The 13026-nt window shown below is 46.7% G+C and carries 13 protein-coding genes; 7 read left to right on the forward strand and 6 right to left on the reverse strand.

Annotated elements, in window-relative coordinates; all coding sequences use genetic code 11:
- Positions 1-16 precede the first annotated feature (16 nt).
- Positions 17-463, forward strand: a complete 447-nt coding sequence (locus CVV77_RS17400; protein WP_100276045.1) for a GNAT family N-acetyltransferase — start codon at positions 17-19, stop codon at positions 461-463.
- A gap of 54 nt (positions 464-517) precedes the next feature.
- Here CVV77_RS17400 and CVV77_RS17405 read toward each other — a convergent pair whose 3' ends face one another.
- The 6 genes from CVV77_RS17405 to CVV77_RS17430 all read right to left on the reverse strand — a co-directional run bounded on the left by CVV77_RS17405 (position 518) and on the right by CVV77_RS17430 (position 5951).
- Entirely contained in the window at positions 518-1537 is a 1020-nt protein-coding gene (locus tag CVV77_RS17405) for an NADP-dependent oxidoreductase (RefSeq protein WP_100276046.1), read from the reverse strand.
- A 107-nt stretch (positions 1538-1644) separates the two neighbouring features.
- On the reverse strand, positions 1645-2442 hold the full coding sequence (gene yfmF / locus CVV77_RS17410; RefSeq protein ID WP_019257752.1) for a Fe(3+)-citrate ABC transporter ATP-binding protein YfmF: 798 nt from the start codon (positions 2440-2442) through the stop codon (positions 1645-1647).
- 12 nt (positions 2443-2454) lie between these two features.
- Positions 2455-3456 carry a Fe(3+)-citrate ABC transporter permease YfmE gene (gene yfmE, locus CVV77_RS17415; protein ID WP_100276047.1) on the reverse strand — a complete coding sequence of 334 codons (1002 nt, stop codon included), beginning with the start codon at positions 3454-3456 and terminating at the stop codon, positions 2455-2457.
- Positions 3453-4454: a Fe(3+) dicitrate ABC transporter permease FecD gene (gene fecD, locus CVV77_RS17420; protein WP_003239919.1), complete on the reverse strand. Its 1002-nt coding sequence runs from the start codon at positions 4452-4454 to the stop codon at positions 3453-3455. The genes yfmE and fecD overlap by 4 nt, the downstream gene beginning before the upstream one ends.
- 71 nt (positions 4455-4525) lie before the next feature.
- Positions 4526-5473 carry a Fe(3+)-citrate ABC transporter substrate-binding protein YfmC gene (gene yfmC / locus CVV77_RS17425; protein ID WP_084990710.1) on the reverse strand — a complete coding sequence of 316 codons (948 nt, stop codon included), beginning with the start codon at positions 5471-5473 and terminating at the stop codon, positions 4526-4528.
- A 109-nt stretch (positions 5474-5582) separates the two neighbouring features.
- Complete coding sequence (locus tag CVV77_RS17430; protein WP_100276048.1) at positions 5583-5951, reverse strand: YfmB family protein; 369 nt, start codon at positions 5949-5951, stop codon at positions 5583-5585.
- A 243-nt stretch (positions 5952-6194) separates the two neighbouring features.
- Between CVV77_RS17430 and CVV77_RS17435 the strand changes: the two genes are divergently transcribed.
- From CVV77_RS17435 to CVV77_RS17460, 6 genes are all read left to right on the forward strand, one after another.
- Complete coding sequence (locus CVV77_RS17435; protein ID WP_003239911.1) at positions 6195-6542, forward strand: YflT domain-containing protein; 348 nt, start codon at positions 6195-6197, stop codon at positions 6540-6542.
- Between the two features lie 192 nt (positions 6543-6734).
- Positions 6735-7997, forward strand: coding sequence for a pectate lyase (locus CVV77_RS17440; RefSeq protein WP_100276049.1), 1263 nt, complete (start codon positions 6735-6737; stop codon positions 7995-7997).
- 127 nt (positions 7998-8124) lie between these two features.
- On the forward strand, positions 8125-9561 hold the full coding sequence (locus CVV77_RS17445; protein WP_019257759.1) for an anion permease: 1437 nt from the start codon (positions 8125-8127) through the stop codon (positions 9559-9561).
- Positions 9562-9718: 157 nt separating this feature from the next.
- Positions 9719-11347, forward strand: coding sequence for a two-component sensor histidine kinase CitS (yflR, locus tag CVV77_RS17450; protein WP_100276050.1), 1629 nt, complete (start codon positions 9719-9721; stop codon positions 11345-11347).
- Positions 11319-11999: a two-component response regulator CitT gene (gene citT, locus CVV77_RS17455; protein WP_100276051.1), complete on the forward strand. Its 681-nt coding sequence runs from the start codon at positions 11319-11321 to the stop codon at positions 11997-11999. Before yflR ends, citT begins: the two co-directional genes overlap by 29 nt.
- 2 nt (positions 12000-12001) lie before the next feature.
- Positions 12002-12961 carry a tripartite tricarboxylate transporter substrate binding protein gene (locus CVV77_RS17460; RefSeq protein ID WP_100276052.1) on the forward strand — a complete coding sequence of 320 codons (960 nt, stop codon included), beginning with the start codon at positions 12002-12004 and terminating at the stop codon, positions 12959-12961.
- The last annotated feature ends 65 nt before the right edge of the window (positions 12962-13026 follow it).

The raw sequence follows: 13026 nt of genomic DNA on the forward strand, positions 1-13026 counted from the left end.
CGTGCGGGGTGAGGAGATGGCTTCAATAGATAGATTTCAAAGATTGAAGGAGCCTGAGCTGAAAATCCTTGAACAATGGTTTGAAAATGAGGATACAAGGCGGAGAATGGATGGGATGCTGCCATTAGATGTGTGGTATGCACGAGTGAATAAAGATGAAGACGATACTGTCATGATGGCTTATGACGGGCAGCTTCCGGCAGGGATGGTCGTTATGGAGTTCGGAGAGAAGCTGGCGTATATTGGATTGATCGTAAATCCTTTGTACCGACTTCAAGGGTACGGAAAACGGATATTGCAAAAACTGCTGAGTGACCCTGATTTTAATGGTGTGCAGGAATGGGCTGCATGCATTGAAGAAGACAATCGAATCAGTTTGGCTTGCTTTCAAGCAGCCGGATTTACTTTGGAGGACACTGAACCTGATGAAGATGGCTTTCTCACTTTAATTCTTCGCACCTGACCTCAAACCAACACAAAAGGAGGGCAAAAAGCCCTCCTTGTTTTCATTATCATGTCAGCTCGGATCACTGACTTTGATCAGCTGTTTTCCTTTATTTTCGCCTTTAAATAAACCGAGAAACGCGTCAGGAATGTTTTCGAAGCCTTCTGTGATGGTTTCCTCGTAATGGAGCTTTCCATCCTTTAGCCATTCGGCCAGCTGTTTTGCCCCCTCAGAAAAGCGATCGGAGTAGTCGCCTACGATAAACCCTTGCATCAGCGACTTGGTTTTGATCAGCTTCGATTGGACGCGGGGCCCCATATCATCTTCTTCGCTTTCCGCGTTATAGGAAGAAATGGCGCCGCACACCGGAATGCGGGCAAATTCATTGAGCAGGTTCATGACCGCATCTGAGATCGGCCCGCCGACATTGTCAAAATACACATCGACACCATCAGGACAAGCGTCTTCTAGCGCTTTTTGGATATCTTCTGCTGTTTTGTAATTGATGGCTTCATCAAACTGCAGCTCCTGTTTTAAATACGCGATTTTCTCATCAGAGCCCGCGACGCCGACGACTCGCGCGCCTTTGATTTTGGCAATCTGCCCGACCGCTGAACCGACGGCTCCCGCTGCTCCGGAGACTACCACGGTTTCGCCTTCTTTCGGGCGCCCGATGTCCAGCAGTCCGAAATATGCCGTCAAGCCGGTCATTCCCAAAATGCCGAGATAGGCCGAAGCGGGAGCGAGGCTTGTATCAATTTTTCGCAAGGCTGACTCGCTCACAGCGGAAAATTCCTGCCAGCTGAGGTTTCCGATGACGATATCGCCTTTTTTCAGATGATCGCCGTCTGATACGACTTCAGCGATGACCCCGCCAGAGAGCGCTTCATTCAAGGCGAACGGCTCAACATATGACTTCGTATCCTGCATACGGCCGCGCATATAAGGGTCAACTGATACATAAAGCGTTTTGACAAGCACTTCCCCTTGCTTCGGCTCGGGGACCGGAATGGTTTCAAAGCGAAAATCTTCATGAATGGGAACACCTTGCGGGCGTCTTGCTAATTGAATTTGCTGCTGAGATGCTGTCATTTTCATCCTCCTATCACTTGATTGACACCACTGTAACATGGAGAGGAGGAGAAATACAAAAGGTAAGCCGGCATACAAAAAAGGAGAGGGGGTTCCTCTCCTTTTTATCACGCCCGTAATTTCGGGCACAGTCCCGTCGGCAGGCACATTGGCTTCTGGTCGATCGGGCTTCTCATGATGCAGCATTCCAGGCCGAAGACTTCACGGAAAAATGGCTGGGTAAACACATCTTCCGGTGTTCCGGCATTGTATATTTTTCCGTCCAGCACACTGATCAGATAGTCGGCATATTGAGCGGCCTGGTTTAAATCATGGAGCACCATGACAACGGTGCGGCCATGATCGCGGTTCAGCTTTTTCAGCAGCTCAAGCACTTCAATCTGGTGTGAAATGTCTAAATACGTGGTCGGTTCATCAAGCAAAAGCAAATCAGTTCCTTGAGCAAGCGCCATGGAAATCCATGCTCTTTGTCTTTGGCCGCCTGAGAGAGCATCCAGTGTCCGTTCCTTCAGCTCTATCATTCCCGTTGCTTCCAGCGCCCACTCTACCATATCGTGATCCTCTTGGGTATGCTTGGATAACAGTTTTTTGTGAGGATGTCTGCCGAAATAGCATAATTCCTCTACCGTCAATCCTTCAGGGGCCTGAGGAGATTGAGGAAGAATGGCCAGTTTTTTTGCGACTTCTTTTGACGGCTGGCGGTGGATATCTTTTCCTTCTAATAGTACCGTACCGCTTTTTGGCGCCATCAGCCTGGCGAGTGATTTGAGGATTGTTGATTTCCCGCAGCCATTGGCGCCGATGAGTGCAGTGATTTTTCCCTCTTCTATCTTTAAATCGACTCCGTCAATAATCACTGTGCTGTCATATGAAAGAGTGAGCTGGTCTGCAGCCAGTTTTCCCATGGTATCCTCTCCCTACTGTTTCCTCGCTTCGAATTTCAATAAATATAAGAAATAAGGCGCGCCGATCACGGCTGTCAATATTCCGGCCGGTATTTCAACCGGGGGCATGATGCCGCGCCCTAACGTATCTGCAATTAATAATATAATAGCACCAATCAATGCCGATGCAGGCAGTAAATATTTAGCTTTTTCTCCGGTAAGCCGTCTGGCGATATGCGGAGCAAGCAAGCCGATAAAACCGATTGAGCCGACGACGGCTACACAGCTTCCCGCCAGCCCAACCGCAGTGAAAATCAGGATGAATCTCAGCCGGTTTGCGTTTTCGCCGAGACCCTGCGCAAGCTCATCGCCGAGTGACATTAGATCCAGCTTCGGTATGAGAATGCAGACGATCGGCAAAAGAATCAAAAGCCATGGCGCTAGCAGCTTGACTTCTTCCCAGTTTCTTCCCCAGAGGCTGCCTGTCAGCCAAATGAGTGCAGCATTCACGTCGCCCGGAAACTTGACCATCATATATTGCATCCCGGCGTGGCAGACCGCGCCTAAGGCGATGCCTGATAGAGCCAATGAAGAGGGCTGAATGCTTTTTTTGCGGGCTATCATTAATAATAGTACAGCAATAATAGCGGCTCCGGCAAATGCAGAGAACGGAAGCACGTACACCGGCGATTTAGGAAAGATCAGAATCACAGCCATGGCCGCAAGTCCGGACCCTTTTGAAATGCCAACAACGTCCGGGGAAGCGAGCGGATTGCGGATGACACCCTGCAAAATCGCTCCGGCCGCGGCAAGCCCGGCACCGGCCAAAATCGCTAGTATAATCCGGGGAAGGCGGTATTGCTGGATGATGAATTCAAAGGAATGATCCAGTCCCAGCAAATTTGTCACTACCGCATCCGGTGAAATGTATAATGCACCGAAGCCGATGCTGATGACGGACAGAACGATCAGAAGCACGGCCAATATGAGTATCGCCAGCAAGGGGCGTTTTTGTTTTCTGGTTGTTTTCTTCATTTCAGATTTCGCCCTTTCCTTGCCAAATATAAGAAAAACGGTGTTCCGATAATCGCGGTGACAATGCCGACCGGTGATTCATAAGGAAACGCAATCCATCTGGCCAGAACATCTGCGTACACCAGCAAAATGGCACCGAACAGCGCTGAAAACGGAAGCACATATTGATAATGTTCTCCGATCAGCTTGCGGACAATATGCGGAATGAGCAGTCCGACAAAGCCGATCGGCCCGGCGACGGCTACGGAAGCGCCGGAAAGAATTAAAATGATAAAGCTGATCAGAATCCGGATGCCGTTCATGTTTTGCCCAAGCCCTTTTGCTGTCTCGTCCCCAAGACCAAGGACAGAAACAGAACCGGAAAACACGAGGGCAAGCCCGATGCCGATGACAGAAAACGGAGCGATGGTCATGACGTCTTGCCAATTGCTTCCGTCAATCGCGCCTGTCATCCAGTACAGAACATCTTCTCCCGACTCATTTAAAATAATGACGGCCTGTGTCATGGAGGAGAGGAACAAATGCACCGCCATTCCCGATAGCGCCAGCTTGACTGGTGTCATTCCGCCTGATGAGGCAATCATATACACAATCGCGCCGCCTGCTGCCGCACCCGCAAAAGCGAATACAACGGAAGAATAGGGCGATGCCGGCAGAATGACGAGAGAAGCAACGACAAACAGCGATGCGCCCGCATTCACACCGAAAATTTGAGGTGAAGCCAGAGGGTTTCTAGTCATGGCCTGCATCAGCGCCCCTGCTACGGCAAGGCTGGCACCGACGAAAACGCCGATTAATGTGCGGGGAAGGCGAAGAGTAGAGATGATGAGCTGTTCCTTTGAACCGTCCCATACAAAAAGATATTTCAATGAATCTATGATGCCGATGTCTGAGGCTCCTACTGATAGATTCAGCCCAAGCCCGAATATAAAAATGATCAGTGCGATGATAAATATCATCAGTCTCGATGATAAGCGCCGTTTGGCTGAATGATACAACAGTCTCACTTCCTTACTGCGTCTGATTGCAAAAACGAAGAAGCAAGGATTTCCCCTCGCTTCTCATAGTCTTACTTATTATACACTTTTTTGAGGACGTCTTTGGCGCTTGTTTCACTAGACTTGATCCCTCTGAATCTTGTCCAAGTGTCACGGTCTGCATCATAGACTTGTCCGTTTTTCACCGCTTTGAGATTTTTCCAGAGCGGGTTCGTTTTCCACTCGTCTACAATTGTCTTGCCTTCGTTGGCTGAGATGAACAAAATATCTGGATCGATTTTGCTCAATTGCTCAAGGCTGACCTCTTGATAGGCTTCATTTGATTTCACTGCGTGCGTAAAGCCGAGCATTTTAAAGATTTCTCCGTCATAAGATGATGACGTATGAAGCTGGAATGAATCTGCTCTAGCAACCCCAAGAACGATGTTGCGGTTTTCATCTTTCGGAAGCTCCGCTTTTAGATCGTTGATCACTTTGTTGTGCTCTGCAAGCTTTTCTTTTCCTTCATCTTCTTTATTTAATGCTTTAGCAATGGTTGTAAAGCTGTCGATCGTTTCGTCATATGTCGCTTCCCGGCTTTTTAATTCAATCGTCGGGGCGATTTGTTTCAGCTGTTTATAAATGTTTTTATGGCGTTCAGCATCAGCGATGATGATATCAGGCTTTAAGGAACTGATGACCTCTAGATTCGGTTCGCTGCGTGTGCCTACCGATGTATAATCAATTGAGCTGCCGACAAGCTTTTTAATCATATCTTTTTTGTTGTCATCGGCGATGCCCACCGGCGTAATGCCGAGGTTGTAGACAGCATCCAAGAATGAAAGCTCAAGGACAACCACCCGCTTAGGTGTGCCGCTTACTGGCGTTTTTCCTTCTTCATGCTGGATCACTCTTGAATCCTTAGACTTGCTTTCGCTGCTTCCGCTGTTATTCTGGCTTGATGAACAGCCGGATACAATGAAGCAGGCGATTAATAGAACACTCATGATGGCAATCAACTTGTTAGAATAGGTGCGCATGTCATTCTTCCTTTTTTTAGATTTAGTAATGAGAATCATTATCACATGTAAACACTATAATAGCATGGCTCATCATGTCAATATTTTTTTAGTAAAGAAAGCGTCGGTTTTACTGCTTTCTCATGAAAGCATCATCAGACACAAATAAATGGTATACAGCATCGCCGTGTCTCCGAGACAAAAACGCTTGGGCATTAGCTTTAGAGTTTTTAAGCATATCAGTATTAACATAAGGAAGGAGAGCGCCGAGATACCCGGACAATTTCTTTTCTATTTCTTCTGCGAGCGCGAATTCAATGTCGCCGATATTCATGATAATCGAGAAGACAAAGTCGATATCGATATGAAAATGTTCCTCAGCAAAGACCGCAAGCTCGTGAATTCCGGGTGAACAGCCGGCGCGCTGATGGAAAATCTGTTTGACTAAATCACTCACAACCCATGCATTGTATTGCTGTTCTGGTGAAAAGTATTGCATTAGACATACCTCCTGCTCGTACGGATAAAGACAGCAATTCATGATCGTTTGCTCCGTGCAGCGGTTTCTCTTTGATTTTGATTTTTCTGAAAATATTACCTGTTCCTATCACTTTACCATGGGCGGAAAATAAATGGCTACTACCATTCTTCCTGTTTTTCGCTTCAATGTTCTGGAATCTGTTTCATCTATATGCGACCGGGTATGAAAGAAATATAGTAATCATGAAGGAGGAATGTCGAAATGAAACCAGTTGTAAAAGAGTATACAAACGACGAACAGCTCATGAAGGATGTAGAAGAATTACAGCAAATGGGTGTTGCGAAAGAGGATGTATACGTCTTAGCTCACGACGATGACAGAACGGAACGGCTGGCAGACAACACGAACGCCAACACGATCGGAGCCAAAGAAACGGGTTTTAAGAATGCGGTAGGAAACGTGTTTAATAAAAAAGGAGACGAGCTCCGCAATAAAATTCATGAAATCGGCTTTTCTGAAGATGAAGCCGCTCAATTCGAAAAACGTTTGGATGAAGGGAAAGTGCTTCTCTTTGTAACAGACAATGAAAAAGTGAAATCCTGGGCTTAATGCAGGAATAGAACCCAAAAGGCAAACTTCGGCCTTTTGGGTTTTTTGCGGTTTTTGCGGTGTATGTTTTGTAGAACGCCGCAATAAGATAGCGGAACATTTTCGGTTCTGGATGTCCCTCAATTTGCTATTATATTTTTGTGAGAAATTGGAATAAAGTCTCATGAAATAGAAAATGGGGGTTCATAGTGGATGAAAAAAGTGATGTTAGCTACGGCTCTATTCTTAGGGTTGACTCCAGCTGGCGCAAACGCGGCTGATTTGGGCCATCAGACATTAGGGTCAAATGATGGCTGGGGCGCGTACTCGACGGGCACGACAGGCGGATCAAAAGCATCGTCCTCGAACGTGTATACTGTCAGTAACAGAAACCAGCTTGTCTCGGCATTAGGCAAGGATACCAACACAACGCCAAAAATCATTTATATCAAGGGAACAATTGACATGAATGTGGATGACAATTTGAAGCCGCTTGGTTTAAATGACTATAAAGATCCAGAGTACGATTTGAACAAATATTTGAAAGCCTATGATCCAAGCACATGGGGCAAAAAAGAGCCTTCCGGAACACAAGAAGAAGCCAGAGCACGCTCTCAGAAAAACCAAAAAGCACGGGTCATGCTGGATATTCCTGCAAACACGACAATCGTCGGTTCAGGGACAAATGCCAAAATTGTGGGCGGAAACTTCCAAATCAAGAGTGATAACGTCATTATCCGCAATCTCGAATTCCAGGACGCCTATGATTATTTTCCGCAATGGGATCCAACTGACGGAAGCTCAGGAAACTGGAACTCACAATACGATAACATCACGATAAACGGAGGCACGCATATATGGATTGACCATTGTACATTTAATGACGGCTCACGTCCGGACAGCACATCGCCAAAGTATTTCGGCAGAGAATATCAGCACCATGACGGACAAACTGATGCTTCTAACGGTGCTAACTATATCACGATGTCTTACAACTATTATCACGATCATGATAAAAGCTCCATTTTCGGATCAAGCGACAGCAAAACATCTGATGATGGCAAATTGAAAATTACGCTTCACCATAACCACTACAAAAATATCGTCCAGCGTGCACCGAGAGTTCGCTTTGGACAAGTGCACGTATACAACAACTATTATGAAGGCAGCACAAGCTCCTCAGGTTATGCCTTCAGCTATGCGTGGGGAATCGGAAAGTCATCTAAAATTTATGCTCAAAACAATGTTATTGACGTACCTGGACTGTCAGCTGCTAAAACAATCAGCGTATTCAGCGGGGGAACAGCTTTATATGACTCAGGCACCTTGCTGAATGGCACGCAAATCAACGCATCGGCTGCAAACGGGCTGAGCTCTTCTGTCGGCTGGACACCGTCTCTGCACGGCACAATCGATGCTTCAGCGAATGTGAAAACGAATGTTATATCTCAAGCGGGTGCGGGTAAACTAAATTAAGAAATGAAAAAACACAAAGGGCTGCTCACCTTTGTGTTTTTTAATTAATTAAATTGTTTATTAACTTAGTTAAGGAGTAGAATGGGAAAGGGGATCGGAAAACAAGTATATAGGAGGAGACCTATTTATGGCTTCAGAAAAAGACGCAGGAAAACAGTCAGCAGTAAAGCTTGTACCATTGCTTATTACTGTCGCTGTGGGACTAATCATCTGGTTTATTCCCGCTCCGTCCGGACTTGAACCTAAAGCTTGGCATTTGTTTGCGATCTTTGTCGCGACAATTATCGGCTTTATCTCCAAGCCCTTGCCAATGGGTGCAATTGCAATTTTTGCATTGGCGGTTACTGCACTAACTGGAACACTATCAATTGAGGATACACTAAGCGGATTCGGGAATAAGACCATTTGGCTTATCGTGATCGCATTCTTTATTTCCCGGGGATTTATCAAAACCGGGCTCGGTGCGAGAATTTCGTATGTATTCGTTCAGAAATTCGGGAAAAAAACCCTTGGACTTTCTTATTCACTGCTGTTCAGTGATTTAATACTTTCACCTGCTATTCCAAGTAATACGGCGCGTGCAGGAGGCATTATATTTCCTATTATCAGATCATTATCCGAAACATTCGGATCAAGCCCGGCAAATGGAACAGAGCGAAAAATCGGCGCATTCTTATTGAAAACCGGTTTTCAGGGGAATCTGATCACATCTGCTATGTTCTTAACGGCGATGGCGGCAAACCCGCTGATTGCCAAGCTGGCCCATGATGTCGCAGGGGTGGACTTAACATGGACAAGCTGGGCAATTGCCGCGATTGTACCGGGACTTGTAAGCTTAATCATCACACCGCTTGTAATTTACAAGCTGTATCCGCCGGAAATCAAAGAAACACCAGATGCGGCGAAAATCGCAACAGAAAAACTGAAAGAAATGGGACCATTCAAAAAATCAGAGCTTTCCATGGTTATTGTCTTTCTTTTGGTGCTTGTGCTTTGGATTTTTGGCGGCAGCTTCAACATCGACGCAACCACAACCGCATTGATCGGTTTGGCCGTTCTCTTATTATCACAGGTTCTGACTTGGGATGATGTCAAAAAAGAACAGGGCGCTTGGGATACGCTCACTTGGTTTGCGGCGCTTGTCATGCTGGCCAACTTCCTGAATGAGTTAGGCATGGTGTCTTGGTTCAGCAATGCCATGAAATCATCCGTATCAGGGTTCTCTTGGATTGTGGCATTCATCATTTTAATTGTTGTGTATTATTACTCTCACTATTTCTTTGCAAGTGCGACAGCCCACATCAGTGCGATGTATTCAGCATTTTTGGCTGTGGTCGTTGCAGCGGGCGCACCGCCGCTTTTAGCAGCGCTGAGCCTCGCATTCATCAGCAACCTGTTCGGGTCAACGACTCACTACGGTTCTGGAGCGGCTCCAGTCTTCTTCGGAGCAGGCTACATTCCGCAAGGTAAATGGTGGTCCATCGGATTTATCCTGTCGATTGTTCATATTATCGTATGGCTTGGGATCGGCGGATTATGGTGGAAAGTACTAGGAATATGGTAGAAAGAAAAAGGCAGACGCGGTCTGCCTTTTTTTATTTTCACTTCATGTAACGAATCTAATTTCCTCTTTTTTACCCCTCATAAGAAATGGATTTTGAAAAATAAGAAAATTCCCTATAAAAAATGATATGATCTAGGTAGAAAGGACGGCTGGTGCTGTGGTGAAAAAGCGGGTCCATTTTTCCCTGCAAACAAAAATAATGGGGCTGATTGCGGCTCTGCTGGTTTTTGTCATTGGTGTGCTGACCGTTACGTTAGCCGTTCAGCATACACAGGAAGAACGGAGACAGGCTGAGCAGCTTGCGGTTCAGACGGCGAGAACCATTTCCTATATGCCGCCGGCTAAAGAGCTCATTGAGAGAAAAGGCGGGCATGCGGCTGAGATGCAAGAGGTCATTGAACAAATGAAAGAACAGACTGGCGCGTATGCCATTTATGTGTTGGACGAAAAAGGAGACATTCGGAGCGCCTCGGAAAAAAGCGGTCAAAAGAAGCTGGAGCGCAGCAGAGAAATGTTGTTTGGCGGCTCGCATGTTTCTGAAACAAAAGCAGATGGACGAAGAGTCATCAGAGGGAGCGCGCCGATCATTAAAGAGCAGAAGGGATACAGCCAAGTGATCGGCAGCGTGTCTGTTGATTTTCTGCAAACGGAGACCGAGCAAGGCATCAAAAAGCATTTGAGAAACTTGAGTGTGATCGCTGTGCTTGTGCTGCTGCTCGGATTTGCCGGTGCCGCCGCGCTGGCAAAAAGCATCAGGAAGGATACGCTTGGCCTTGAGCCGCATGAGATCGCGGCTCTTTATCGGGAAAGGAATGCAATGCTTTTTGCGATTAGAGAAGGAATCATTGCCACCAATCGTGAAGGCGTCGTCACAATGATGAATGTGTCGGCGGCCGAGATGCTGAAGCTTCCCGAGCCTGTGATCCATCTTTCTATTGAGGACGTCATGCCGGGAGCCGGGCTGAAGTCTGTGCTTGAACAAGGAGACATGCTGCCGAACCAGGAGGTAAGTGTCAATGATCAAGTTTTTATTATCAATACGAAAGTGATGACTCAAGGCGGGCAGGCGTATGGGATTGTCGTCAGCTTCCGGGAGAAAACAGAGCTGAAAAAGCTGATCGACACACTGACAGAGGTTCGCAAATATTCTGAGGATCTCAGGGCGCAGACCCATGAATTCTCAAATAAGCTGTACGCGATCTTAGGGCTGCTTGAGCTCGGTGAGTATGATGAAGCCATTGAGCTGATTAAAGAAGAATACGCGATACAAAATGAACAGCATGATATTTTATTCCAAAACATCCATTCGCAGCAGGTGCAGGCGATTTTGCTGGGAAAAATAAGCAAGGCATCGGAAAAAAAGGTCAAGCTGTCTATTGATGAGAACAGCTCGCTCGCGCCTCTTCCTGCACATATTGGCTTGTCCCATCTCATTACGATTATTGGCAACTTAATTGATAACGCTTTCGAAGCGGTAGCAGAGCAAAGCGTGAAGGAGGTTTTGTTTTTCATCACGGATATGGGCCATGATATTGTCATCGAAGTATCAGACACAGGGCCCGGTGTACCGCCCGATAAGACGGAAGCTGTGTTTCAAAGAGGCTATTCTTCAAAGGGGATGAAGAGAGGCTACGGTCTGGCTAATGTCAAAGACTCAGTGCATGAACTGGGCGGCTGGATCGAACTGGCGAACCAAAAAAGTGGCGGTGCGGTATTCACTGTATTTATACCGAAGGAGAAACAAAGGGGGAATCCATTTGATTCACATCGCGATTGCGGAGGATGATTTTCGGGTTGCGCAAATCCATGAGAGATTGATTGAACAGCTTGATGGATTCAAGATTATCGGAAAAGCGGCCAATGCCAAAGAGACAATGGCGCTTTTGGAGGAACAAAAGGCTGATTTGCTTCTGCTCGATATTTATATGCCGGACGAGCTTGGGACCACATTGATTCCTGAGATACGAAGCCGATTTCCTGAAGTGGACATTATGATCATCACAGCGGCAACAGAAACGCGTCATTTACAGGAAGCGCTCAGGGCAGGGATTGCCCACTATTTGATCAAACCCGTAACGGCTGACAAGTTCAGACAAGTGCTGCTTCAGTATAAAGAAAAAAGGAAGCTGCTTTTGTCTCAGCCGGAGGTCAGCCAATCCATGATTGATCATATTTTCGGGAACGGGGTGAAGACATCTTTGCTGGCAGATAATTTGCCGACAGGCATTAATTCGATAACACTGCGAAAAATTAAAGAAACGCTTCGGAATGCAGCAGAAGGATTGACAGCAGAAGAGCTTGGGGAAAAAATGGGGGCGTCACGAACGACCGCACGCCGCTATGCCGAGTACCTTGTGGCAAAGGAAGAAGCAAGAGCCGAGCTTGAATACGGGATTATCGGCAGGCCGGAGAGAAAATATTATTTGGCGGCGGACTAGATATGAAAAAGTATATGATCCTATTGATTGCTCTATTGATCTTTATGCAGGGCGACATCAGGCAGGCGGCTGCGCCGCGCCTGCCAGACGGGCCAATTGAAATTGTCGTCCCCGCTGAGCCTTCTGGCGGCTGGGATGTCACAGCGCAGGCGATCCAATCTGTTCTGAGGCAGAAGCAGATCGTGAAGGGTGAGGTTCATGTTGTCTATAAACCCGGCGGCGGGGGAGAGAAAGGCTGGAAATATGTCAATGAAAGCAGTAAACAGACCATCAGCATGACGTCCAGTTTAATCCTGAGCAATGATCTTCTCGGGCAAAGCAAATTAAAAACAGCCGATTTTACTCCGCTCGCCATTCTCTCCAAGGAATGGCAGACTGTTGCATTGCCAAAAAGATCAGCGTTAACAAACGGCAAGGATTTGCTGAAGGAGATTAAGATGCATCCCGGTAAGGTGAAAATCGGCTTTGCGCCGGGGCTTGGCAATGATGATCAGCTCTCGTTTGTCAGAGCGGCTGATATGTACGGCATTGACCCTTTTGACATTCAATTTCTGCAGTATGACAGCAGTGAGCAGCTCATTCAGGCGTTGATCAGACATGAGATAGAAGCGGCTTCAATGACACTATCTGAAGCGAAACCATATGAGCGGCACGGCGATATCACATTAGCTGCTGTAACGTCTGATAAAAGGCTTCCCGGTTTTCCTGATGTTCCGACGTGGAAGGAGCAGGGGATCCCATTTGTGTTTTCTCATTGGAGAGGGGTTTTGGGCCCGAAAAACATGTCGGAGGAAGAGATTTCTTACTGGGATCAAGCGCTAAAGAAGGTCACATCCTCGCCTGAGTGGAAGCGGAAAATAAACGAACAGGATTGGGAAAGCTTTTATTTGAACAGCAGGGAAACAAAACGGTTTCTTGACCAGCAATCTGCTTTTTATCAAAGCATTATGACAGGAAATTAAGATCCCGGCATTCCGGGATTTTTTTGTCGACAAACCCTCGCATTCATTGTCAAACCTGCGCGTCG

The organism is Bacillus sp. SN1, from assembly GCF_002796895.1.
Lineage (GTDB): Bacteria > Bacillota > Bacilli > Bacillales > Bacillaceae > Bacillus > Bacillus inaquosorum.

What these genes read in the sequence shown, in the direction of transcription:
- CVV77_RS17460 (WP_100276052.1), top strand. Translation starts at nt 12,002, where the DNA reads ATGAAAAAGTATATGATCCTATTGATTGCTCTATTGATCTTTATGCAG.
- CVV77_RS17405 (WP_100276046.1), bottom strand. Translation starts at nt 1,537, where the DNA reads ATGACAGCATCTCAGCAGCAAATTCAATTAGCAAGACGCCCGCAAGGT.
- CVV77_RS17440 (WP_100276049.1), top strand. Translation starts at nt 6,735, where the DNA reads ATGAAAAAAGTGATGTTAGCTACGGCTCTATTCTTAGGGTTGACTCCA.
- CVV77_RS17445 (WP_019257759.1), top strand. Translation starts at nt 8,125, where the DNA reads ATGGCTTCAGAAAAAGACGCAGGAAAACAGTCAGCAGTAAAGCTTGTA.
- CVV77_RS17430 (WP_100276048.1), bottom strand. Translation starts at nt 5,951, where the DNA reads ATGCAATACTTTTCACCAGAACAGCAATACAATGCATGGGTTGTGAGT.
- yfmC (WP_084990710.1), bottom strand. Translation starts at nt 5,473, where the DNA reads ATGCGCACCTATTCTAACAAGTTGATTGCCATCATGAGTGTTCTATTA.
- yfmE (WP_100276047.1), bottom strand. Translation starts at nt 3,456, where the DNA reads ATGAAGAAAACAACCAGAAAACAAAAACGCCCCTTGCTGGCGATACTC.
- CVV77_RS17400 (WP_100276045.1), top strand. Translation starts at nt 17, where the DNA reads ATGGCTTCAATAGATAGATTTCAAAGATTGAAGGAGCCTGAGCTGAAA.
- yfmF (WP_019257752.1), bottom strand. Translation starts at nt 2,442, where the DNA reads ATGGGAAAACTGGCTGCAGACCAGCTCACTCTTTCATATGACAGCACA.
- CVV77_RS17435 (WP_003239911.1), top strand. Translation starts at nt 6,195, where the DNA reads ATGAAACCAGTTGTAAAAGAGTATACAAACGACGAACAGCTCATGAAG.